Here is a 23045-nt window from a genome sequence, read left to right on the forward strand (position 1 = left end):
TGTGACGGGGGCGAGTTGGGCATGCGAAGAGGTGCGTCGTGAGCAGGCCGCGGTCGGGTCCGACGGTGGAACACCGCGTACTCGCCGCCCGGTTGCGCCTGCTGCGGGAGGTCGCCGGCGTGTCGCTGGCCGAAGCCGCCGCCGTACTGGGCAAACACACCATGACCGTGCGCCGCATCGAATCCGCCGAGACCGCGCTGGACGTCGGCCAGATCGAGACGCTGTTGCGGCGGTACGGGGTGCCCCCGCGCGAGGTGGACCGGACGCTGGCCGCGGCCGTCGCCGCCAGCCGCCGCGGCTGGTGGCACCGGCACCGCGCGGCCCTCGCCCCCGGCCAACAGCGCTGGATCGGCATGGAGTCGGCCGCCGCGCTGATCCGCCTCTGGCACCCCACCCTCGTCCCCGACCTGCTGCGCACCCCGCGGTACGCGGCGGCCCTGCACGCCCTGCGGGCCCGCGCCCTCCCCCCGGACGGCCCGCGACCGGCGTCGACGGATGAAGTCGTCACCCTGCTGAGGGAACGTCAACAACGTTTGCGCGAACGCGGTGCCAGGCTGTGGGTGCTGCTCGGCGAAGCCGCCCTGCACACCACCGTCGGCGATGCGCAGGTGATGGCCGAGCAGCGGCGGGCGCTCGCCGAGGCCGCCGCGCGCGAGGGCTGCACCCTCCAGGTCATGCCGTTGGGCGCGCCGCCCCACCCGCTGAGCGAGGCCCCGCCGCTGCGGCTGTTGCGCATCCCGGTGCCCGAGATCGAGGACCACGCGGTGTGGCGGTCGCCCGGCGGCACCGAGGAGATCACCGACGTACCGGACGTCGTCGAAGCCCTGCGCCAGGCCCTGGACGCGGCCTGTGCGACGGCACCCCACCCCAGCACCCCGCTCCCCACCCACCCAGGAGAGGCAGCCACCCCATGACGACCGGCAACCCGCGCCGACCGGCCGCGCCACCCCGTCCGCCGGCCGCGCCCCACCCGGAAGCCGCGCCCCTCCCACCGGCCGGGACGGACCGTGCGGCGGGACGGGACGGATCACCCCAGGCAGCGGGCCCCACCCGGCCGGCGCCGCCCGCCGCAGGCCCGGTCGGCGATGTCCCCACCGCGGACGGTGGCGGCCCGACCCCGGGTGACGACCGCACCCCTGGCGGCGCGCCCGCAGCGCCGACCGGGGTGGACACCACAGTGCCGCACTCGGCCCGCGTCTGGGACTGCCTGCTGGGCGGGAAGAACCACTACGCCGTCGACCGCCGGGCGGCCGACGCCTTCGCTGCCGCCATCTCCAACGTCCGCGCCTACGCCAGGTCCGGCCGCGGGTTCCTGATCCGCAGCGTGCGTCATCTGGCCGGCCCGCTGGGGGTGCGGCAGTTCCTGGACGTCGGGGCCGGCCTGCCCACCGCGTACAACACCCACGAGGCGGCACAGGCCGTCGCCCCCGAGGCGCGGATCGTGTACGTGGACCACGACCCGATGGTCCTGATGCATGTGAACGCCCTCCTCAGCAGCGCCCCCGAGGGGGCGACCAGCTACGTCGAGGCCGATCTGCGCGACACCGAAACGGTGCTCGGGGCCGCCGCCCGCACCCTGGACCTGGGCCGGCCGGTCGCCCTGGTGCTCTCCGACGTCCTCGGCCACGTCGCCGACGACGCCGAGGCCAAGGCGGTCGTCCGCGCCCTGGTCGCGGGGCTGGCGCCCGGCAGCTATCTGGCCCTCAGCCACGCCGCCCCCGGCGACCCGGTGGCGGTGGCGGCCCAGGACGCCTACAACGCCAGCGGCGCGATCCCCTTCGTGCTCCGCGACCGGGAGCGGATCGCGGGCTTCTTCGACGGCCTCGACCTCGTCGAACCCGGCCTGGTCAGTTGGCCCAGGTGGCGCCCGGACGCCACCACCGAACAGCACGAGCACGTACCGGGGTACGCGGGGCTCGCCCGCATTCCCTAGCCGGGCGCCTTGTTGCCCGGGGTGGGACCGTTGGGTGGGACCTCGGGTGCCGCCCAGGGTGGGACCTCGGGGGCGGCGCCCAGGGTGGGACCGCCGGGGTGGCACCTCGTCATGTTGGCTGTGTCGGCGCGCCAGCCAGCCAACCGGTTGGCTGGCTGGCGGGGCGCGACGGTGGGTGTGACCTACACGCCAAGGCCCGCGTCGCGGGCCAACAGCGCTGCCTGGACGCGGTTCTCGCAGCCCAGCTTGGCCAGGATGCGGCTCACGTACGTCTTCACCGTGGCCTCGCTCATGTGCAGGCGCGCCCCCGCGTCCGCGTTGGACAGGCCCTCGCCGAGCAGGGCCAGCACCTCCTGCTCGCGGGGGGTGAGGGCGGCCAGCCGGCGTCGGGCCTGCTCGACGCGGCTGGCGTGGCGGCCGGTGGCCAGCGAGTCCACCACGTGCCGGGTGGCGCCCGGCGACAGGTAGGCGTCCCCGGCCGCCGCGGCGCGCACCGCGCCGATCAACTCCCCGGGCGCCGAGTCCTTGAGGAGGAACCCGGCGCTGCCCTCGGTCAGGGCCCGCAACACGTTCTGCTGCTCACCGAAGGTGGTGAGAATCAGGACGTTGGTCTGCGGTACGGCCTTGCGCAGTTCGGTCAGTGCCGTCAGGCCGTCCATGACCGGCATCTGGATGTCGAGCAGGACGACATCGACGCGTCCGGCCCTGGCCAGTTCGACGGCCTCCCGGCCGTTCCCCGCCTCCCCGACCACCTCGATGTCATCGGCCGAGGTGAGGATCATCTTGATGCCGGCCCGGATGAGGGGCTCGTCGTCGGTGACGAGGACCTTGATCACGACTCTCCTGCACTACCTCGGAGTGGACAACCCTACGGCCCCACATCATTGCCGATCACCGCACCGAACTGATCACCGCATCGGGTCGGAGCCCACCCGCACAGCACGCCCCCTGGCACACCCGCACGACACACCCACCCGCGGGCAGTGGCCCGTACCGGTACGTACCGGTACGGGTCTCACGTCTCGACCATGAAGGACCGCTTCTCGACCAGCACGCCGCCCTTGAAGCAGAAGCGGAACACCGGGTCCTTGCTCCAGGTGCTCGGCTCGCTCGACAACAGGGTCAGGCAGGTGGCGCCGGCCGGCTCGGGCGGCGCGCCCTTGTCCAGGTCGTCGGTGAGGAAGGTCTTGCCGTCCGGCAGTTGGTCGCGGACCTCGGCTTCGGACTGGCCCACCCGCACCGCGTCGTAGTCCTCACGGTCGATCATGGCCTTGTCTATGTCGTCCATCATCAACCACACGGCGATGCCGAGCCCCGCCAACAGCAAGAAGACGACCAGCGCCGCGATACCGCAGCCGATCGCCACACCACTGCTCCGTCTGTTCTTGCTCATCGCCTTCACCAGCTCCTTCGGCAGGCCGTGCCCGTCAATGACCGGGCCACCCTGACCGATGAGGGGCACCGGGGGCTGCCGCCGGAGGTCGCTGGTCGCGTCGACGAACGTCGCTGGTGGGACGGGTGCCGCGGGCGGCTGGGCCGTGCCGTCGGCCGGTGCGTACGGCAACACGCCCGCCAGCCGGAAGCCGCCGGCCGCGGTGGCGCTCGCGTGCAGCATGCCGCCGATGAGCCGGGTCCGCTCGCTCAACCCGGTCAGCCCCTGCCCACCACTCACCACGCTGTGCGGGGCGCCCGTCGAGGCGGGTACCGGGCCGTTCGCGACCTCCACGATCAGCGAGTCGGGCTCGTAGCGCAGCTCCACCGTGATCGCCGCGCCCGGGGCGTGCTTGTGGGCGTTGGTCAGGCCCTCCTGAGCCACCCGGTACGCCGCGTGGTCCACGGTGGACGCCAGCGGACACGGCGTACCGGTGCGCCGCAGCTCCACCTCGGTACCGGCCGCGCGGGAGGCCGCCACCAGGCCGTCGATGCCGGCCACCCCACGGGTCGCCGCCTCGCCTTCGGCGGCCGGCTCCGCGGACCAGGTGCCGTCCCGCAGCAGGCCCACCACCTCGCGCAACTCGTGCATGGCGGCCACCGATGCCTCGCGCAGGACGCGTACCGCCGCCCGCTGGTGGTCGGTCAGCTCGCGGTCCACCTCCAGCGCGCCGCTGTGCACCGACATCAGGACGAGTTGGTGGCCCAGGCTGTCGTGCATGTCCTGGGCGATGCGCTGCCGCTCCCGCATCCTGGCCTGTTCGGCGACCATGGTGCGCTCGCGCAGCATCTGGGCGTTGTACTCGCGGAGCGTGTCCACGAGCGTGCGACGCTGCGCCGAGTAGCGGCCGGCCAGCCCGGGCACCACCACGAACACCAGCAGGGCCAGGGCCGGGAAGATCCAGGCCGTCGGCGAGTGCGGGAGTTCGACGACGATCGACAGGACCAGGCCGAGCAGGTACGCGACGGCGAAGACGGCCGCCGCCCGGCCGACGCCGGCGATCCGCCGCCCCGCGGACCAGGCGGCGACGGGCACCAGCAGCCCGAGCCCGGGGAGCGCGGTCGAGACCGCGACGCTGAACAACAGCACCGTCGCTGGCAGCACCCGGCGCAGCGGCCCGGCGAACGCGGCCAGCAGGGCCACACCGACGATACGGAGCGTCCCGCTGGTGGAGAGGACCTCGGCGAGTACGGCAGCCAGCGCCAGGGCGACGCTCAGCAGCACCTCGCCCACGACCCGGCGCGGCGGCCACATCTCGCGCGCGGCGAGCTTCCGGGCGGGCCCCGTCAGCCGTCGGGCCCACCCACTCCACCCCACCGCGTTCCCCTGGGAAACCCACGTCCCGTACGCCACGCTTTTCACACGATTCACTCGACAACGTTAAGCGCATCCACCCGCCCACCACATCCACCGTCCGTCGCGACGCGCAGCGCCGAAAGTTGAGGGGTGACATGGCATGGGCGCCATGGGTGGGTGCGGTCCGTACTGGTGCGGGCCGGGCGCCTCGGGTGGGGCAGTCGCGCCGATCCTTCCGGGTGCGTGGTGCGTGGTGCGTGGTGCGTGGCGCCGGTGTGCCGGACTGGTTGGGTGCGCCGGGTCGGTCCGCCGCGCTGGGGGGGCGTGCGCGGGCCCGTCGGCAGCCCGTCCGTGCAACCCCGGCGCCGAGACGATCCCGTACGGAGCGGGGCCACTTGGGCCACCGGCGATTACGCTCACTGGCACCGCTGGGCCGGGGGCCCGAGCGGGTGTGCGCGGACGACGTACGGGGGGAGAGGCCGATGAGGGGCGAGCACGAGGCTGCCGTGGAGCGGGTGCTGACCATGGTGGACGCGTCGGCGGCCGTGGTGGCGCCGGACGAGCGGGACGACCTGTTGGCGGAGTTCGCCGAGGACCTGCGGGAGACCGGAGTGGTACCGGGTGTGGACGGCGCCTGGGACGACGACGCTGACGCCGGCATCGCGGACGCCCAGGTGTTCCTGGGCATCGGACTGACCCTGCTGGGCCAGATCGCGGTCAAGGTCGTCTCGGTCGCCACCGACCTGGCAGTGGAACACGGCGTACGGGAAGCCGCCAGCTATGTGGCCGGCCTGGTCCGCGGCGATCGCGCCGAGGACGAAGCGGACGCCGGGGGCGACGGAGACGGCGGGGATGGTGCGGGTGACGGGGGCGGTGGCAGCGCGGACGACGGGGCCCTGGCCGCGGGCGCAGGCGCGGGCGCAGACGTGGGCCAGGCCGGTTCCGGTGCCGGCCCGGACGGCCCGGTGAACGTCGCCGGCCCAGACGCAACCCGCGCCCCGGGCGAACCCAACGGTACGGGCGAACCCAACGGCACAGGCGAACCCAACGGTGTGGACGCCCCCACCACCCCCGCCGCAGGCACCGCAACCACCCCACCCCTCGCCCTGGACACCCCGACCGTGCGGGCGATCGCCACCGCCGTCGCCGACCGGCTGGCGCTGCCCGCCGACCTCGACCCGGAGACGCTCCGCCTCATCGTGCGCGTCCAGCTCGCGGCCTGGGCCCGGGCCGAGGGCCCCGGGCCCGGCGCACGGTAGGACCCGTGCCGGCGCCGGCCGACGGTCCGGGCGCGGCGTTCACCGCGGTGCGTACGGACCGGCTGCGGACCCTCCGGCGCGCGCACCGCATGTTGTGGGGCGTGGTGCTGGCCCCCTTCGTGCTGGTCGCCTGCGCCGTGGTGAGCATCGGGCACCTGGACGACCCGGGCACCCATCTCGGTCTCCTGCTGCTGATCGGTACGGTGGTGGCCGTCGTACCGCTGTTGTTCGTGTTCGGGCTGGCCGTGCAGAGCTGGGCCGAACGGTCCTACGTACACCGGCACAGCGGCGCCCGGCTGCGCGAGGTGGACTGGGCCGCCCCGGCCTGGAGCCGGGTGCGGGAGGTCTTCGTCGCGGCCGGGCTCGACCCGACCGGGCTCCGCGCGGTCACCGTCTGGGACCGCGGCAACCTGCGCACCCGGCACATCGCCCGCCCCACCTCGCACCGGCTCATGCGGCTCGGCGACCTGACCGTGCCCCACCAGCGGCTGCTGCTCACCGTCGGGGCCGTGCTCGGACTCACGGCCGGGGTGTTCTCCGAGCAACTCTCCACCGTCACCGACACGAAGGGCTTCGCCGGGTGCGTCTTCCTCGTGCTGGCCGTGCTCCTCCCGGTCGCCGTGCACAACGGCAGCCGACAGATCCAACTCAACCTGCGCAACCCCGACACCGTCCTGCTGATCCCCGCACACTGGCGCCCCAGGCTGCGTCGCGACCCGGCCGCCACCGTCCAACTCCTGCATGAGATCTCCCACATCCGCCACCAGGACCCCGGCAACCGCCGCCTGCTCGCCGTCTGCCCCGACGTCAGCCAGGCCCTGGCCTTCTTCGCCGCCGCCCCCGTGATGGCCATCGCGGGACCGCCGTGGCCGGTGCTGCTCGCCTTCGGCTGCGTGGCGGCGCTCGGGGTGCTGGCCGTACGACGTGCCGTACGACTGATCCCGGTCGTCCACGAGGTCCGCGCGGACGCGGAGGCGTGCCTGGACGCGACAGCCACCGGGCACATGCGGGAGTTTCTACGGGTCCTCCAACAGACGTCACCCACCTCGGTCAAGGCCCTCCGCATCGCCTCCCTGACCGGCGGCCCCACCCCGACCGCCCTGCGCCGGGAGCTGACACTGATCGCGGCGATGACGGGGGCCTATGTGCTGGCCGTCGGCGGGGTCGCGGTGGGCGCCCTGGTGGGGCTCGTGCCGGCGTCGGTGTAGGGGCCGTCTCCGACGGGGCGTAGGCCGCGGCCGGGCTGTTGCAAACCCTCCTGGACCCATCACAACCGCGATCTCCAACGATGCACCTGCACAGGTCAGAGGATGTCCACAGGTCCACCGAGCGCGACCCCGATGGTCACCGACTCGACCATGTCGGGCGAGCGGGCCGTGTAGGTGACGATGCTGTCGTACGTCGGATCGATCACGCTGCCCAGCGCTGTCATCAGTGCCCTGTACTGCGCTGCGGACAGTTCGCCCTGGAAGACGCTCCGCTGGGTCCAGTGCAGGTACTTGCGGCAGGTCTTCAGCACCTTCGGGTTACGTTCGGCGGCCGTGTCGTAAACGAGGATGACGAACACGGTCCCTCACCACCACGGTCGGAACGGCTTGTACGGCGTGTCTTCGAGGCAGAGCCGGACGACCTTCAGCGCTTCCAAATGGATCAGCTCCTCGTAGCTCACCTGGCGCTGCAAGCCGCGGTGGTGCACCTTGGTTGCGAGCTCTTCCCTCACCAGCGCGGCGATCTTCTTGCGGCCGTCCTTGCTGAGGGAGGCGCGGCCGACGTCGGTTTCGAAGTCGTTCTCCTTGAGGTGCTTCTGGCTTGCCGAGCGGCGCAGTAGGCGCTCGGCGAACAGCGGCTTGAACGGCTCGGCCAGGTCCAGTGCGAGGGTGTTTCTGCGGCGGTCGGTGTCCGCGTGGAGGAAGCCGATCGCCGGGTGGAGCGGGGTGCTGCGCAGGGCGGTCAGGACGCGTGCGTACGTCAGGGCGTTGAGGTAGCTGATGAAGGCGTTCCCCGCGTTCGTCGGTGGCCGCCGCGAGCGGCCGTTCATGCGGAGCCACGGCGGCAGCCGACTGTCGAGCACGGCCCAGGCCGTTCGCCGGAAGTTGCCTTCCACACCCATGATCGCGTCGTTGGAGCGGCATTCGGGCAGGGCGCCCTTCAGCGCCTCCAGCGCCGATTCGAGCAGGTCCGTGTCGAGTGCCCACCGCAGGTTCTCCGCGGTCGCCAGTACGAGGGAGCGGCCGATCGCGAGTCGTTGTTCCTCGTCCGCCGTGATCTCGACCTGACGTCGTACGACCGTCGCGGACGCCATGGACTCGGCGGGGCTGAAGTGCCCCGCGTGATTGCCGTAGTGGTCGAGGACGTGCACGGTGACGCCGTTGCGGCTGAGGAGCGACAGCGCCGAGGTGTTGACGTCGACGTGGTCGAAGACGACCAGATCGCGGATGTCGGTGATGGGGATGCGGACCGGACTGCCGTCCGGGCGCTCGATGCGGACGCTGTCGTCCTCACGGCGGATCCGGCAGGGTTCGGTCAGCCAATAGGTACGGCCGACGGCAGCCATCAGTCTCCCCAGCAGTAGTCGAGATAGGAACACCCACGGCACTTGCCGCGGAGCAGACGGTCGGGAGCCGTGGTCGCGACGATGACGGCCTGCGCCCTTGCCTCCGTGTCCGCGGCTTCGGCGCGGGCTTGGTCGTCCCAGACCACGTCCGTCGTACGGCGGATCAGTGGGTAGTGCACGACACCGCCCCGGACGGTGATGCCCCGGCGCTCAAGCAGCAGGCAGTAGTGCCGGACCTGGGCGCTGTGCGCGGGCGCCGGTGCCCGGGAGGACTTCGTCTCGTGGACTACGGCTCCGGCTGTCACCCAGTCGATCTTCGCCTCGCCGAGGTCGACGTCGCGACGCCGGGTGAAGGTGGTGTCGTCCACCGCCTTGCCGAAGGCGACCGCATCGCTTTGCTGCTCGGGCCGGTAGCCCCGGGCGTACAGCCAAAGCTGCCGTGGGCAGTGGACGAGGTACTTGATGTGCACACCGCCGACGGCGGTCTCGTCGTCGGCGGGCAGGTCGGGATCGAGGCTCACAGGATGGTCTCCTGGCTGGCCGGCGGGCGGAGGCCGAGCACGTTGTCGTACACGCCCTGACTGATGTGGACCTTCAGGTACGGGTCGTAGGTGCAGGCGAAGTCCGTCAACTGCCCCAGGCGCAGCGGGATCAAAAGCCGGGAGGCCAGGAGCGCGTCGCCCGACTTTCCCCTGGTCAGCGCCTGATAGGCGGCTCTGTCCTCGTGGTGGAGCACCTCGACGCTGTCGAACGCCTGGGTCAGGGCGTGGGCGAACTCGCTCCGGTCGTGGAACGGGTCGGTGAAGGTCAGAAACCTCGCGGCGAACTCGTCCCGCTGTCGACGAGCCTCCGCCGCCCACTCCTCGCCCCACGTGGTGTCGTACGCGCGTCTGAGTAGTTCGTCGATGTCCTGCTCGCTGAGCGTGGTCGCACCATCGGCGACAAGGCTCCGAAGCGCTTCCCACGAGGCGTCCATCGCGCCCTGGGGGTACGGGTTGGGCTTCTCGACCGGGTGGACACGGAAGTCCACGGGCCCCTCCGGATGCAGCCCGCGTCGGTTCACCCGGCCCGCGCGTTGGGCGATGGCCTCGACGGGGGCGCATTCCACGGCCCCGCGGTCGAAGTCGAGTTGCAGGGACACCTCCACCACCTGGGTGGCGACCACCAGCCCGCCCCGACGCGCCGAGTCACCCTCCCGGCGCTCGGGGTGGCGCCGCAGCAGGGCCTGCTCGATGGCGTCCCGGTCACCGTTCTTGAAGCGCGAGTGGAGCAGGAGAGCGGGACTGGGGTGGCCGGGGCTGGCCTCCCGCGCGTCCTGGGCGAGTTGCTCGAACAGGTCCTGGGCGCGGGCGACCGTGTTCGCCACGACGAGGACGCTGTGCCCCGCGCGGAGTTGCCCCCGCAACTGCTCGACGCTCTCCGGAGCATCCAGCGGACGTTCGTCCCGCACGAGGCGGTGCCGGACCGGGCTCGTGCCCGCCGGCGCGCGGTGCACGGTGACCGGCTGCTCGACGCTCTCCTCGATGATCTCGACCATGGGCTGAGCGAGCGTCGCCGACAACACGGCGAACCGGCTGCCGAGCCGCTCCCACAGCCGCATCGCCGCACAGAGCCGTCCGAAGGTGTCGGGCTCGTACGCGTGCAACTCGTCCAGGACGAAGAGGGCGTTCGCCTGTTCGAGCAGCACGGAGGAGTACGCCGGCCCGGCGATCGCCCCGCTGAGGAGCTGGTGCGGGGTGGCGACCCGGAGCCGATGGGTGAACAGGCGCATCGCGCCCGCCTGCGCCCGCGCCTTCCGTGCCTGGTCGGCCGTCGGTTCGGGGTGGGGGTTCGCGGCGGCACAGTCGTCTTCCAGCGCCTCGGCCAGGAGTGTTTGGGCGACGGTGCCGTGCAGCAGGCCGATGTCCGCACTCCGCTCGCCCGGCGCGGGGATCAGACTGTCGGCGAAGCGACGGCGGATCGCGTTGAGCGACGCCCGGTACGGAAGGGTCCACACCACTCGCGGGAGACCGGGCATCCTCGCCGTCTGACCAGCGGCCCAAGCGAGGCCGGCCTCGGTCTTGCCACTCCCGGTGGGGGCGACCAGCACCAGATGCCCCGAGGCCGTGGCGGCCCGACGCTGATGGAGATGGGGTTCGTACGGCATACGTGCCAGGTAGTCGGGGGCCAACGGCATGTGGGTCTGGAACGGGACGTGTGCGGAACCCGACCGGTCGGCCAGGGTGAGGGCGCCCTGCGCGAGGACCGCCAGCAACCCCCGATGGGATTTGACGGGCTGTCGCCAGGCGGTCAGCAGCTCCTCCAGCAGGTCCCGGGCGCGGTGCGCCAGCGGTGGATCGCCGGGGGACGTCGTGGGCGGGTCCGCCGCCAGGGCGCCGCAGAGCCACGCCAGCCACTCCCGGTGCAGGAAGCGCGGCACCTGCGGCACCGTCTCGCCCGTCCGTACGTCGGAACCGGTGCCGAACGCCTCGTTCCAGTCGGTCTCCTTGTTGTACTCCCGGCTCAGGGCCGGCTTACCTCCGTGACCCCCGCCGTCGCCGCTGAGCAGGGCACGATGGTGGGTGGCCACGAGCGTCGCCACCATCAGCCGGTCCTCCTCGGTCCACCCAGCGGCTTGGGCGAGCAGGTCGACGTAGGCGAGGGACAGCACCTCATGGCGCTCGCCCCACGGGACGCCTCCGATGTCCACCTGGCGCTGAAATCCCTCGGCGATCTTCCCGGCGTCGTGCAGGAGGGCGGCCCATCGGACGCGGGGCCAGAAGGCCGGCGCATCGGCGAGGACACCTGCGTCGGCCACCCGGCCCTGGATCGGGTCCACCGCGGCGTGGACCGTACGGGAGTGGGTGGTGAGCCGCTCCCGGTCGTGGGCCGGGGTGGACTTCGCCCGCAGGTCGCTGAGGGAGCCTCGCCGCGGTGGGCCCGTCACGGGTCGAGAAGCCACAGGGCTTGCCCCTTCTGCTGGTAGTCGACGTCCTCGTAGGCGTCGCGGACCGGGTGCCGCCCCGCGGGGCTGACGCACCACTGGTAATCCGTCCAACGGCTGGTCAGACGATCCGTCGACACGGATGCGGCCATGCGGTGCACCGTCGCGTACGGCACGTCGTGACCGCTGGTCGGCGCCAGGGCGGAACCCACGACCGCTTCCGTGGCCGGTACGAGGGCGACCTCGACGCGCTCCTGGAGGTGGACGAGATCCTGTGAGCGGCCCAGCCGAAGCCCCCACACGGGACGCCGGAACGCCCGGGCGATGCGTTCGCCGTCTGGGCCCGGCAGCCACACCGTGAGGTGTACGTCCGTGCGGAAGGGGCGCATGCGCAGGGTCATCCCGCCCTTGCCCGCACGGACCCGTCCCGAGACCGCAGGGTTGGCCCCGCCCGCGTCGATCGGGTGATACGTCTCGGCGTCCACCCCTTCGCCCTCCGACCAGGCAGCCATGCCGAAGGCCAGGGACTCGCGCGGCGCCCCGGTGGCCGCGGCGAGCAGGCCGCGCACCGTGGACGGCGGTGGCACCGGCAGCCCCCGGGTGAGCCCGGGGAACAACGGGTCCCGGAAGGACGCGACGGGCGCGTAGAACGTCAGCCTCCACGCCGCAAGCGGCTCGGCGCAGGACGCCCCCATCACTGGGCCGCGTCGTCGAACCAGGCGTCCCATGCGCCGTCGCGCATCTCCGACGCCAGAGTGAGCAGGGTCGTCCGCGGGTGGTCCACGACGACGGTGCCGTCGGCGATCTCCTGCGTGCACACCTTCTCGAAGTCCTCCCGCAGGTCGTCACGGAACCCGGGCCGCCACCCCACCCGGACCGGCGCCTCCCACTCCCCGCCCCACGCGGCCAACTCCTTGCGCAGCACATCGCCCCGTACGACCAGGCCGTTCTCGTCACCGGTGATCACGTGCGCGAGCGGATTGACGCCGCCCTTGAACGGCACCATGACGATCAGGGACGGGACCCGGTCCCCGTAGTGCAGCGCCTGCTTGGCACCCCCGCTGAGATGGGCGATCGCCTCCAGCAGCAGCGCGGCCCGCTGGCGGCGCTGCTCGACCGGCAGCCGTACGGCTCCCTGGCCTCGGAACGTCTCGGGGGTGGCGCCCAGCGCCGTGGCCTGGGCGATCTGGAGGGCCTGTTCCTGGCTGAGGTAGTTCGGGCGCCCCGCTCCGTCGGAGTTCGGCAGGGTGAACGTGCCGATCCGCGGCAGGTCGAGCAGGAACGGAGCGGCGAGGTCGGCGGTGTAGAACTCGTGCCCGTGCAGTACGGGCTCACTGACCCCGCGCGACATCACCCCGAAGTCCTCCGTCGGGTGCACCGGCGCCACCGACATCAGCGTGCCCAGCATGAACGGGCTGTCGCGGAGCGTCGTTGCGGCATCGTCCTTCTTCGCCCCCGCCCGCATGTACCCGAACAGGTCGTCATCGGCGTACGTGATCGGATCGGCGTCGGTATTGGCCTTCTGGGCCCGGTTCTGCGCCTTGCCCACCCGCGTCACGGGCGACGCCGGCACTCCCCGCTCCACCATCCCGTCCCGAATCCAGCGGCGCACGGCCTGGGCGGAGACGTAGGGATGGCGACGGCCGCGCACGGTCGCGTACTTCACCCGTCCCGTGGTGTCCTCACCCTTGCCGTTGTTGGGGGCGCCGGCCTCCACGGAAACCAGCATCCTGCCTGCCAGGTACGCCATTACGCTCCTCCGAAGTGGTACTCGTCATCCGCCGCCAGCACGGGCTGTTCCAGCAGCGCCTCGACCCGGGCCCGTTCCTGTGGGTCTTCAGGCGGATCAGATACCTCGATGCCGCGTTCACCGAGCACGCGCAGCACCTCGGCGCCCAGCAGCATGCGGTGTTCCCAGGCGCGAGACCGCTTCTCGATGAACGGCCGCCACGCCGCTGGATCGACCTCGACCTTGCGCCCGTCCAGCTTCAACCGGTACCCGGCCTGGTAGAGGAGCTGCCCGAGCCGGTAGCCACTGAGCCCGGCGTTCCGGTACTCCGCCAACCGGCCGCGCGGGCTGCCGCTGCCGTGCACGATCCAATCGGCGATCAACGTCGCCACTCCTGTCAGGTCCGGCTCCACGCCGTGTACCTCCTTCTCGTATCGGAAAGCGAGCCGGGTGAGGGCCGCGCGGTCCTCGCCAGTCCACCGGTCGGTGTCCCACAGCAACCGGTGGACCTGGAACACCAGGCAACGGCTGCGCCCGTCCTCGGCCTCGAAGACCAGGCGTGCCGCATCACCGGCCCCGTCGGCGGAGCTCTTGTCCTCGCGGCCTCGCTCGGCGAGCGCCAGTTCCAGCAGCCGCCACCCCCGGCGCAGGGCCCTGTTGCCGTCCACGGCCGCGAGGAAGCGCGGCACCGCCCGACGTGTCCGGGTCACGCGCAGCCACGGCTCCTGGTTGTCGTTCTTGAAGCTCCACAGGGTCGTGGCGGACAGGCCCGCGTCGACGGCGCGCAGCGCCCGGAGCGCGACCAGCTCCGGGCGAGCGTCCGCGCCCAGTCCGGAGAAGCCGACCTGCGCGATGCGCCTGGCCCGCCGCACGTTCCGCGCGGCGAACTCGTACTCGGCGGCCGGGGTTTCGCACGACAACACCGTCGCCGAACCCGCCGTGACCCACGCCCCGTACGGAAGCGCCCACATGGCGACCCGGCACCCCCGACACACGGGCCAGCCGCGCAACCCCGGCGGCAGGGAGTTCAGCGCCTTGTTGGTGTCGAAGAGCGGCAGCACCGACTTGGCCCACAGAACCGGTGTCGGGTCACCGCAGAAGGTGCACGGGGCAGGGGGCAGCGTCGCGTCGTCCGGCGCGAACATCGGCTCTAGCCCCGCCCTGAGGAGCGTCTTGTCGCGCGGCCTACCGGCATGTGTCGCCTTGGAGTTCGGGTAGAGCGCGAACAGGACCTTCCACCAGTCGTACGCCCTGTCCGTCTTCGCCGCGACGGCACAGTGCACCACATCGGTCAGTAGGGAGCGCACGACGCCGTCGAGGTCTGCCGACGTCACCTGCTCGGGTTGGTTCTTTCCCGCGATGACGGTCACGGCCCACGCCCCGGCGCGCTGCAACGGGTGCCCGGTCGCCGTCAGGGCGCCGCCGGTCACCGGATCCATCCGAAGCCCTGCACCGTGTCCAGACCGAGCCCCCAGGACCGAATGGCGTCCACGAATCGCGGATCGGCTTCCATCGCCACCCGCACCTGGGCACCGATCCGCGGGGCACCGCGTACCAGGAACCGCCTGCGCGGTCCTGCCTCCAGAACCCGCAGACCACGGGGGGCGGGGAGCCCCAACACGTCGGCCTTGTGCTGGAGGTTGTGTTCCAACCGGTCGATGTAGTGGCCCTCGCCGGGCAACAACTCGCGCCCCTCGTGGCGGAGTACGACCGGGGTTGCTGTTCTCAACTCGACGAGCCCTTCGACGGGGGTCGGCACGTCGACCTCGATGGTGAAGCCCTGGATGCGGAGACGGGCGGCCCCCCAAACGATCTCCGTCCGGAGCGCCAGCGCCGAGATCAGCGCTGCGGCGATCTCCGGCACCGGCGAGCCGAACCACACCGAGCCCTCGGGCGAGGTGGTGTAGACCCCCTTCTTGCGAGGAGCCCCTTTGAACTGCGGGCCGGCCACCCCAACCGGCTTGAGCGGATGACCGCCCCACCCTTCGTCGTGCAACGAGCGGGCGAGGGCCGGATCGTGCTCTTCCAACAGCCCGTAGACGACGCCACGTGCAGGCCGGTGCACGTCGTCCCAACTCAACTGGGAGGTGTCTGTGACGACGTCGACTCTCATGCGCATACGAAACCTACCGAAGGTGTGCGGATCTCCGTGCCGGATTGCCAACTGGCACGACGAGCAGGGTAGATAGGACAACCCGACCGATGACGATTTCTCGACGCTTGTCACCTGAACGGTTCTTGCGTGTTAAGAGACCAGACGAGGGCGATGACGATCTCCGCGCGGCGCGGAAGCCACCACAGCTCGGTCGGCGCGGTCTGAAGTCTGTTCCCCGGAGATGCCTCTGGACAAATCCTTGTGACCTGCGGGTCTGCGCTACCGACGGGTTGCCGCAGGCCGTGTGGAGTTGTTGCAGGGGGGTGCGTGCAGGTTGGTTGCGGGGGTGGGTGCCAGCGCCCAACCCTCCGATGTTCCGCCGCCACTTGGCCCCCCGCCAGGCGTGCCCCCCAGCGCCGGGCACCCGCTCGCCCCGGACGCCCTCGGCTATGACACCCGCGTCCGCGGGGCCTCGCCCACGGCGCGCGCGGCGCGGTGCACGTCACACCAGTGCCGCCCCCACGACGGCCGCCGCCGCTGTGACGACCAGCGCCGCGACGGTCAGCGCCAGATCAACCTGTTGGAAACGGTCATCCCTGGCGGGGTCCAAGGTGAAGACGGACGGGTCCTCGGGGACGTAGTGGACCACGAGCTCACGGCCCGGCACGCCGACCGGGTTCGCCGTGCCGGGCGGGCAGTAGGCGGTGACTGCGGCGCCCTCGCGGGTGGTGAACGCCACGACCGGGGTGAGGGTGGTGGAGGTGTGGCCGTCCTCGTCGGTGCTGACGTCCCTGAGCACCGCGACGATCCGGCCCTGCGCGGGGGCCATCGAGGCCAGCCTCGCGCGACGGCGGCGGGTCTGCCTGACACTGCCGGGCAGGTGGCAGGCGATCGCCACGGACCACGGGCCGCCGGAGCCGATCAGGGCCCACGGCCAGCCCCACTCGATTGCGGCGCCGGTCACCAGCCCGGCGTAGACCAGGAAGACCGCGAAGGTCGGCCAGCCGAGCCCACGGCCGCGCCGGCCGACGGTGCTACTGAGCCGAAAGGCGTGCGGCCTGCCGCGCGGGTACGAGACTCCGATCTCCCTGCCCCACCACGCCACGGTGATCGTCTCGCCGCGCTCGCCGTCGTTGGTGACGGTGACTTCCTCCCCGGTCCCGGGGTCGCGGTAGGAGACGACCACCGATATCCCCTCCCGCCGGGAGCTCCCGTGCCGGGGCTGTCGCACCTGCTCGATCCGCCCCGGGACGTGGACCGTGCGCTGGGCCCGGGTCGTCCCGGCCAGCGAGCGGCCGTAGCCGATCAACGCCATGGCGCCGAACACCGCACACCACAGCGTCAGATACCCGTGCCAACCCATGCGCCTTCCCTCCTGCCGCCTGAGGGACCGCCGCCCAACCGACGCTCCCATCGCCCCGCCGGTCCTGAGTGCGTCGCGAGAGGGGGCGGGGTGCCGATTCGCGTACGTCCGCCGTGCAGGACTGTGGGCCACACCACACGCGTACGGCCGCCGGCGGCCATCGACGGGCCAGGTGGGCCACCCCCGGTTCCCGCCGGGGTCCCCGCCCCCTGTCCCGTGCGGATGACTCCCAGCCCCCGCCGGGGCCGTATCCCGCCCCCGGTCCCCGCCCACGGGCGCGGGTCGCCGGCCGGCCGCACCGGGCGGATGCCGTGGGTCACCGCGCCGGGCCGCGGCGTACCACCGTGCCCCGCCAGTCGGCCTCCAGCCACGCCGTGCCGCCCGGGCCCGTCACGGTGACCCGGATGGTCAGCGCGCCCGCGGTGCGGTCAGCGGTGAGCCGCCAGTCGCGCGGGGCACCGCCGCCGAGGGCGGTCCTGGCCTCCTCGACCAGCGTTGGCAGGCGTTCGTAGGGCAGTGAGCGCAGGTCGAAGCGCGGGGTGTGCGCGGCGTCCGCAGCGAAGACCACCGAGAGCACGCGGTCCCGCACGACGACGCTGAGCGCCTGGTGGGACCCGCCGCCGCGGGGGAGTGAGTCGACGGCCCGGCGCAGTTCACCCCGGTCGAGGAGGGACCGGCCCGGGCCGAGGGTGACGGTGCTGGACAGCGACGTGACGACGGTGGTGGAGGGGGTGGTCGTCGTGGAGGTCGGGGCGGAGGCACGCGGCCCGGTGGCGCCGTGCCCGTCGAAGAGGGGGCCCCGGCAGGCCATGATCACGGCGGTCGCGCCGAGCAGCAGGCCGACGAGCGTCAGATAGCCGGCGGCGCGTGGTTCCGGGGGGTCGCTGGGCGCGGCCGGGCCGGGTGCCGACGGGATGTCAGCCCCGGCCGCCCGGTCCTCCCACTGCGGTGTCGGCCGCTTCACGATCCGCACCTGGTACGGCCGGTCCGGCGGGTACTGGACCACCACGACGTCGCGGGGCCGATAGTCGGCGAGGTCGACGACGTGGATGTGTTGCCTGATCTCGACGCGGTAGGCCGGCGCGTCGTCCGGCGCGACCGTGAGGTCGAAGCGGACCGGCACGTCGGTGTCCACGCCCCCGTCGGCCTTCCGGTCCTCGATCACCGCCAGTGCCGTGACCGGCGCAAGAGCGGCCTCCCGGGCGCGCCGCGGCGCCCCGGCCAGCAGGAGGAGCAGCCCGTAGGCGGCGGGCAGGGCCAGGCCCACGACGAACAGCGGCACGCTCTCGATGACACCGCCGCCGACGAGGGCGGCCAGCGACGCCCCGATCACGCCACCCGTCAGGAACCCACGCGCGAGGTCGGCGACGGCCGGCCGCGCCGGCGGCGCGCTCGCGGTGATCGTCATACGGGCGATTGTGCCGGTCCGTGATCGGCACGGACAGACCTCTGAGACACCTTCCTGGGCCGGACAGCGGGGCCGGTCCGCGGCGCGCGGTCGCCGGCGCCCGTCGCGGTGCCTGCCTGGTGCGGCGTCGGCAGTTCGGGCGGTGTGCGCCGGGCAATCCGCCCACCGGCGCGAGCGGACATGGCCGAGCCGGCGCCCGAAGCACCGGGCCGAAGACCGTGCTGGCGGGGCGGGTTGCGCGGGGCCAGGGTCCGGCGGGGCACGGGGTACGGCCCAACGCTACGGGAGCGGCACCGGCCACGGACGCCCCCAACGACCGTAGCGTGAGCACCCAGTTGCACAGCGCACCTGCGGTGCTTACCGTAAGCCCCGTTCATTGGGGACGGCGGCCCGGACAACGCGTCAGGGGTGGCCCGTTGGGACGAGTGGGGCGAGTGTGGGACGCAGTGAACGGCAGTTAAATCCCCACGACGGGCCCGTCGAGGCGTTCGCCGTGGCGCTGCGGACCCTGCGCGTCGGCGCCGGGAACCCGACCTACCGCGCGATGGCCCAACGCGCGGGCTACGCGGTGACGACCCTCTCGCAGGCGGCGGCCGGTGAGCGGCTGCCCTCGCTGCCGGTCACCCTCGCCTACGTACGCGCCTGCAAGGCCGACCCGGTCGAGTGGGAAGCGCGCTGGCACGCCGCCGAGAAGGCGACCCGGGAGGCGCGGCGGAATCCGGAGGGCGCCGAGGACGACGACGCCCCGTACCGTGGGTTGGCCCGCTTCGAAGTGTCCGACGCCGCGGTGTTCTTCGGCCGTGACGCGCTCACCGAGCGGCTGGCCGTACTCGCCGCCGAACACCGCTTCATCGCCGTCTTCGGCCCCTCGGGCAGCGGGAAGTCCTCGCTGCTGCGCGCGGGCCTGGTGCCCAGGCTGCGCGCCGGCGAGGGCTTCGGGGCGCCGGTGGCCGCGGTCCGCATCCTCACCCCGGGCGCCCACCCGCTGGCCACCCACGCCGAGCACCTGGAACCCGCCGCGGACGAGGGCGACACCTGGATCCTGGTCGACCAGTTCGAGGAGTTGTACACGCTGTGCGATGACCCGGACGAACGGGCCGCGTTCCTCGACAAGTTGCTGACCGCCCGCGCCCCGCAGCACCGGCTGCGCGTGGTGATCACCGTACGGGCGGACTTCCTCGACCAGTGCACCGCGCACCCGGAGCTGACCGCGGCGATGCAGGATGCCACCGCGCTGGTCGGCCCGATGAGCGACGTCGAACTGCGGGAGGCGATCACCAAGCCCGCCCGCAGCCGCGGCCTGGTCGTCCAACGCTCCCTGACCGACCGCATCCTGCACGAGGTGCAGGGCGAGCCCGGCGGACTGCCGCTCATGTCGCACGCCCTGTTGGAGACCTGGCGGCACCGCAAGGGCGCCGCGCTCAACGAGAGCGCCTACGAACTCGCCGGCGGACTGCACGGCGCCATCGCCCGTACCGCGGAGGGCGCGTACGGCGCGTTCACCCCGGCGCAGGCCGCGCTGGCCCGGCAGATCCTGCTCCGGATGGTCGCCCCGGGCCGCGGCACCGCTGCCACCCGGCGCCCCATCGACCGCACCGAACTCGACTTCGACGCCAAGCAGGACGCCGAAGCCGTCCTGGAGCGGCTGGCCGCAGCGCGGCTGCTCGTCATCGCCGGCGACACCGTCGAACTGGCCCACGAGGCCCTCATCACCGCCTGGCCCAGGCTGCGCCGCTGGGTGGAGGCCGAACGCGAGCGGATGCGGCTGCACCGGCGGCTGACCGAGGCCGCCCGCGCCTGGCAGGACCTGGACCAGGAGCCGGGCAGCCTGTACCGCGGCAGCCGGCTCGCCGCAGCGACCGAGGCGTTCCCCGCCGGCGCCCAGCGCGAACTGACCTCGCTCGAACGGACCTTCCTCGCCACCTCGGTGCGCTACCGGCGGCGCGCCGTGCGCCGCAGTCGGTCGGTCATCGCCGGTCTCGCCGTCCTCGCGCTGCTGGCCACCGGGGCCGCCGTGATCGCCGTCCAACAGCGCGGCACCGCACGCTCGGAGCGGGACACCGCCGTCTTCCACCAGCTCACCGCCGAGGCCGACGCGGTACGCGGCACCCAGACCTCGCTCGCCGCCCAACTCGACGTCACCGCCTACCGCAGGCGCCCGAGCGCCGAGCTGTACACCCGACTCCTCGGCGACGCCCACGGCCCGCTGTCCACCCCACTGTTCGGCCACACCGACTTCGTCCGGGCGATCGCCTACCGGCCCGACGGGCGCCTGCTGGCCAGCGCGAGCGAGGACCGGACGATCCGGCTGTGGGACACCGCTGCCCCCGGGCACGCGCGGGCGCTGGGCCGGCCGACGGTCACGCACGGCGACCGCGGCCCGCGCTCGCTGGCCTTCAGCCCCGACGGAAAACTGCTGGCCAGCGGCGGGCACGACAACACGGTGCGGCTGTGGGACGCGTCCGACCCGGCCCACATCACCCCGGTCGGCCCGGTGCTCACCGGCCACCAGGACGGCGTGATCTCGCTGGCCTTCTCGCCCGACGGCAAGGCCCTGGCCAGCGGCAGCGACGACGGGACCGTACGGCGCTGGGACGTCTCCCGGCCCGCCGCGGCCCGTCCGCTGGGCCGCCCGCTGGAGGCCGACACGGCCGACGGGGTGCGCGCCGTGGCCTTCAGCCCCGACGGAAGGACGCTGGCCACCACCGGCTTCGACAAGCGCATCCGGCTGTGGGACGTCACCGACCCCGCCCGCCCGACGCTGCGGGGCCGCCCGCTCGAAGGCCACCAGGAGCCGGTGTGGACGCTGGCCTTCAGCCCGGACGGACACACCCTGGCCAGCGCCGGCTACGACCGCACGGTGCAACTGTGGGACGTGACCGACCCGCAGCGCCCCCGCCGCAGGGGCGAGCCGCTGACCGGCCACGAGGACGCGATCTGGGCCGTCGCCTTCAGCCCCGACGGCGAGACGCTGGCCAGCGCCGGCCTCGATGACACGGTGCGGCTGTGGTACGTGAAGAACCCGGACCACCCCAAGTCGTTCGGCGGGCCGCTGACCGACCACACGGACGGCGTGTGGGCGGTCGCCTTCAGCTCCGACGGGCGCACCCTGGCCAGCGCCGGCCGGGACCAGACCGTACGGCTGTGGCGGCGCCCCGACACCCTGCTCACCGGGCACACCGAACCGGTCAACGCGGTCGCCTTCCATCCCAAGGGGCGGCTGCTGGCCAGCGCGGGCGAGGGGGGCGCCGTCCGGCTGTGGGACACCTCCAATCCGGCCCGCCCGCGCCGGCTTCCCACCCTCACGGGCCGGGACCCGGTGGCCGCCCTCGCCTTCAGCCCCGACGGCCGGCTGCTGGCCGCCGCCGGCGACGGGGGCACCGTACGGCTGTGGCGGGTGGTCGGCCCGAACCGGGTGCGGCCGGTGACCGGACCGCCCGTCGAGCACGGTGCCGACGTGGCCGCCGTCGCCTTCAGCCCCGACGGCCGCACGCTCGCCAGCGCCGGTGACGACGACGCCATCCGGCTGTGGGACCTCTCCGACCCGGACCGGCCGCGCGCCCTGGGCGGGCCGCTGACCGGTCACACCAACAAGATCGTCGCGCTGGCCTTCAGCCCCGACGGCCGGACGATCGCCAGCGGCGCCGAGGACAACACCGCCTGGCTGTGGGACGTCTCCCGGCCCACCAGGGGACACCGCCTCGTCGAGCTGCGCGTCGACTTCGACGGCTTCGTGACGGCCGTCGCCTTCAGCCCCGACGGCCGCACCGTGGCCACCGGCGGTGTCGACCGCAAGATCCGGCTGTGGAACGTCACCGACCCGGCCCACCCCAAGCCGTACGGACCCCCGCTCACCGGCCACCGGGACCCGGTACGGGCGCTGGCCTTCCGGCCGGACGGCCAGCAGTTGGCCAGCGGCTCGGGCGACGACACGGTCCGGCTGTGGGACACCCGTGACCCGGCCGCCGCCCGCCCGCTGGGCGACCCCGTCCGGGGCCACTACGACGTGGTGACCTCGCTCGCCTACCACCCCGACGGGACCGCCCTGGTCAGCGGCAGCTACGACGCCCGCACCCGGGTGTGGCTGCTCCCGGTCGACCAAGCCGTCGCCCGCACCTGCGCCGCCACCCGCGGCACCCTCACCCGGGCCGAGTGGCGCCGGCACGTCGAACAGGTGCCGTACCAGCCGCCCTGCCGGTGACGGCGGGCCCAGCAACCTGGCCCGCCGGGAGGCGGCGTCACGCACCGGGAGCGGAAGCGCGGGGCGTGGGCGGGGGAGCGGCGCCGGGCACATGCGATGAGCCCGGCCCGCACCCTACTTGACGGTCTGTCCGCGCTTGGACTTGTACGGGTACACCCTGGCCCAGTCCACCTCGTAGACCGCGCGCTGGAGGTCGGAGCCGTAGAAGTTGTCGAGCTGGATCGTCTGGTGCATGGAGGGCGCGCACTGGATGCACTTGCGGACGTCGTTGGCGCCGCCGGAGAAGCTGTACCACTGGACGCCGTCGACGAAGCCACGGACGTGGTCGGGGGTCCACTCGATCGCGATGTTGTGCCACTGCGACAGGTCCACGCCGCACTTCTGCGCGAACTTCTGCTGCACCGGAACGTCCGGGTCGTGCGGGTAGTGGATGAACGCCTCGGCGCACTCCTCACCCGGCGCGCCGTTCTCCAGGAAGTCGTACTCGCCGTCCTCGGGGTGCTCCTCCGAGTCGGGCCACAGGATCAGCAGCGGGTGGTACTGCCGGTCGTTGTTCTCGCCGATCCCCTGGGAGCGGACGCGGGCCTCCCAGCGGCCGTAGCGCTGCCCGTACCGCGAGGCGAGCCACCCGCTGTCGCCGTTCTCCTCGCCGGTCTGGCGCAGCACGCCGCCGAAGACCCGGGTGTTCTTGTCGCAGCGCTTGCCGTTCTTCGCGTGGCCAGGCCAGCACTTGTCCACCCCGCCGCCGGCCAGCTTCCAACGGTCCTGCTTCGGCACGGCCGGCTGCTTCGCGGAGCCGTAGTCGAACTCGTCCGACCACTGGGGGAGCGGTGCGCCCCAGCCGTTGCGGGC

Annotated in this window: 18 protein-coding genes; 5 read left to right on the forward strand and 13 right to left on the reverse strand. The window is 73.0% G+C overall.

Going from position 1 to position 23045, the window contains the following annotated elements:
- The first annotated feature begins 38 nt into the window (after nt 1-38).
- Together ACMA1D_RS05885 and ACMA1D_RS05890 are read left to right on the forward strand one after the other, a co-directional pair.
- Entirely contained in the window at nt 39-914 is an 876-nt protein-coding gene (locus tag ACMA1D_RS05885) for a Scr1 family TA system antitoxin-like transcriptional regulator (RefSeq protein ID WP_414722790.1), read from the forward strand.
- Between the two features lie 251 nt (nt 915-1165).
- On the forward strand, nt 1166-1933 hold the full coding sequence (locus tag ACMA1D_RS05890) for an SAM-dependent methyltransferase (protein ID WP_414722791.1): 768 nt from the start codon (nt 1166-1168) through the stop codon (nt 1931-1933).
- Between the two features lie 182 nt (nt 1934-2115).
- Here the strand turns inward: ACMA1D_RS05890 and ACMA1D_RS05895 are convergent, their stop codons facing one another.
- Both ACMA1D_RS05895 and ACMA1D_RS05900 read right to left on the reverse strand, forming a co-directional pair.
- Nucleotides 2116-2769: a response regulator transcription factor gene (locus ACMA1D_RS05895; RefSeq protein WP_414722792.1), complete on the reverse strand. Its 654-nt coding sequence runs from the start codon at nt 2767-2769 to the stop codon at nt 2116-2118.
- Nucleotides 2770-2948: 179 nt separating this feature from the next.
- Complete coding sequence (locus tag ACMA1D_RS05900) at nt 2949-4619, reverse strand: sensor histidine kinase (protein ID WP_414722815.1); 1671 nt, start codon at nt 4617-4619, stop codon at nt 2949-2951.
- A gap of 524 nt (nt 4620-5143) precedes the next feature.
- On the opposite strand from ACMA1D_RS05900, the gene ACMA1D_RS05905 reads away from it, so the two are divergent.
- Nucleotides 5144-5920, forward strand: a complete 777-nt coding sequence (locus tag ACMA1D_RS05905; RefSeq protein ID WP_414722793.1) for a hypothetical protein — start codon at nt 5144-5146, stop codon at nt 5918-5920.
- A 5-nt stretch (nt 5921-5925) separates the two neighbouring features.
- Nucleotides 5926-7128: a hypothetical protein gene (locus tag ACMA1D_RS05910; protein WP_414722794.1), complete on the forward strand. Its 1203-nt coding sequence runs from the start codon at nt 5926-5928 to the stop codon at nt 7126-7128.
- 95 nt (nt 7129-7223) lie between these two features.
- Here the strand turns inward: ACMA1D_RS05910 and cas2 are convergent, their stop codons facing one another.
- The 10 genes from cas2 to ACMA1D_RS05960 all read right to left on the reverse strand — a co-directional run bounded on the left by cas2 (nt 7224) and on the right by ACMA1D_RS05960 (nt 17992).
- On the reverse strand, nt 7224-7487 hold the full coding sequence (gene cas2, locus ACMA1D_RS05915; RefSeq protein WP_414722795.1) for a CRISPR-associated endonuclease Cas2: 264 nt from the start codon (nt 7485-7487) through the stop codon (nt 7224-7226).
- A 6-nt stretch (nt 7488-7493) separates the two neighbouring features.
- Nucleotides 7494-8474, reverse strand: a complete 981-nt coding sequence (gene cas1b, locus ACMA1D_RS05920; protein ID WP_414722796.1) for a type I-B CRISPR-associated endonuclease Cas1b — start codon at nt 8472-8474, stop codon at nt 7494-7496.
- Nucleotides 8474-8995: a CRISPR-associated protein Cas4 gene (locus ACMA1D_RS05925; RefSeq protein WP_414722797.1), complete on the reverse strand. Its 522-nt coding sequence runs from the start codon at nt 8993-8995 to the stop codon at nt 8474-8476. Before ACMA1D_RS05925 ends, cas1b begins: the two co-directional genes overlap by 1 nt.
- Entirely contained in the window at nt 8992-11415 is a 2424-nt protein-coding gene (gene cas3, locus ACMA1D_RS05930; protein ID WP_414722798.1) for a CRISPR-associated helicase Cas3', read from the reverse strand. Before cas3 ends, ACMA1D_RS05925 begins: the two co-directional genes overlap by 4 nt.
- Nucleotides 11397-12092: a CRISPR-associated protein Cas5 gene (cas5, locus tag ACMA1D_RS05935; RefSeq protein WP_414722799.1), complete on the reverse strand. Its 696-nt coding sequence runs from the start codon at nt 12090-12092 to the stop codon at nt 11397-11399. Before cas5 ends, cas3 begins: the two co-directional genes overlap by 19 nt.
- Nucleotides 12092-13147: a type I-B CRISPR-associated protein Cas7/Cst2/DevR gene (gene cas7i / locus ACMA1D_RS05940; protein WP_414722800.1), complete on the reverse strand. Its 1056-nt coding sequence runs from the start codon at nt 13145-13147 to the stop codon at nt 12092-12094. The genes cas5 and cas7i overlap by 1 nt, the downstream gene beginning before the upstream one ends.
- Nucleotides 13147-14565 carry a hypothetical protein gene (locus ACMA1D_RS05945; RefSeq protein ID WP_414722801.1) on the reverse strand — a complete coding sequence of 473 codons (1419 nt, stop codon included), beginning with the start codon at nt 14563-14565 and terminating at the stop codon, nt 13147-13149. The genes cas7i and ACMA1D_RS05945 overlap by 1 nt, the downstream gene beginning before the upstream one ends.
- Complete coding sequence (cas6, locus tag ACMA1D_RS05950; protein ID WP_414722802.1) at nt 14553-15239, reverse strand: CRISPR-associated endoribonuclease Cas6; 687 nt, start codon at nt 15237-15239, stop codon at nt 14553-14555. Before cas6 ends, ACMA1D_RS05945 begins: the two co-directional genes overlap by 13 nt.
- A gap of 484 nt (nt 15240-15723) precedes the next feature.
- Nucleotides 15724-16584, reverse strand: coding sequence for a DUF3592 domain-containing protein (locus ACMA1D_RS05955; RefSeq protein WP_414722803.1), 861 nt, complete (start codon nt 16582-16584; stop codon nt 15724-15726).
- Between the two features lie 316 nt (nt 16585-16900).
- Entirely contained in the window at nt 16901-17992 is a 1092-nt protein-coding gene (locus ACMA1D_RS05960) for a hypothetical protein (RefSeq protein ID WP_414722804.1), read from the reverse strand.
- Between the two features lie 436 nt (nt 17993-18428).
- Here ACMA1D_RS05960 and ACMA1D_RS05965 point away from each other — a divergent pair, with 436 nt between their 5' ends.
- Complete coding sequence (locus ACMA1D_RS05965) at nt 18429-22193, forward strand: WD40 repeat domain-containing protein (RefSeq protein ID WP_414722805.1); 3765 nt, start codon at nt 18429-18431, stop codon at nt 22191-22193.
- Between the two features lie 114 nt (nt 22194-22307).
- Here the strand turns inward: ACMA1D_RS05965 and ACMA1D_RS05970 are convergent.
- The coding region (locus ACMA1D_RS05970) for a glycoside hydrolase family 16 protein (RefSeq protein ID WP_414722806.1) at nt 22308-23045 on the reverse strand (738 nt) is incomplete at its 5' end.

It is taken from the genome of Streptomyces sp. 796.1 (assembly GCF_047525675.1).
Taxonomy (GTDB): domain Bacteria; phylum Actinomycetota; class Actinomycetes; order Streptomycetales; family Streptomycetaceae; genus Streptomyces.

Excerpts from the sequence above, each read along its gene's own strand:
- cas6 (WP_414722802.1), bottom strand. The coding sequence starts at position 15,239 with ATGAGAGTCGACGTCGTCACAGACACCTCCCAGTTGAGTTGGGACGAC.
- ACMA1D_RS05960 (WP_414722804.1), bottom strand. The coding sequence starts at position 17,992 with ATGACGATCACCGCGAGCGCGCCGCCGGCGCGGCCGGCCGTCGCCGAC.
- ACMA1D_RS05955 (WP_414722803.1), bottom strand. The coding sequence starts at position 16,584 with ATGGGTTGGCACGGGTATCTGACGCTGTGGTGTGCGGTGTTCGGCGCC.
- cas7i (WP_414722800.1), bottom strand. The coding sequence starts at position 13,147 with ATGGCGTACCTGGCAGGCAGGATGCTGGTTTCCGTGGAGGCCGGCGCC.
- ACMA1D_RS05905 (WP_414722793.1), top strand. The coding sequence starts at position 5,144 with ATGAGGGGCGAGCACGAGGCTGCCGTGGAGCGGGTGCTGACCATGGTG.
- ACMA1D_RS05945 (WP_414722801.1), bottom strand. The coding sequence starts at position 14,565 with ATGGATCCGGTGACCGGCGGCGCCCTGACGGCGACCGGGCACCCGTTG.
- cas5 (WP_414722799.1), bottom strand. The coding sequence starts at position 12,092 with ATGGGGGCGTCCTGCGCCGAGCCGCTTGCGGCGTGGAGGCTGACGTTC.
- ACMA1D_RS05900 (WP_414722815.1), bottom strand. The coding sequence starts at position 4,619 with ATGTGGCCGCCGCGCCGGGTCGTGGGCGAGGTGCTGCTGAGCGTCGCC.
- cas1b (WP_414722796.1), bottom strand. The coding sequence starts at position 8,474 with ATGGCTGCCGTCGGCCGTACCTATTGGCTGACCGAACCCTGCCGGATC.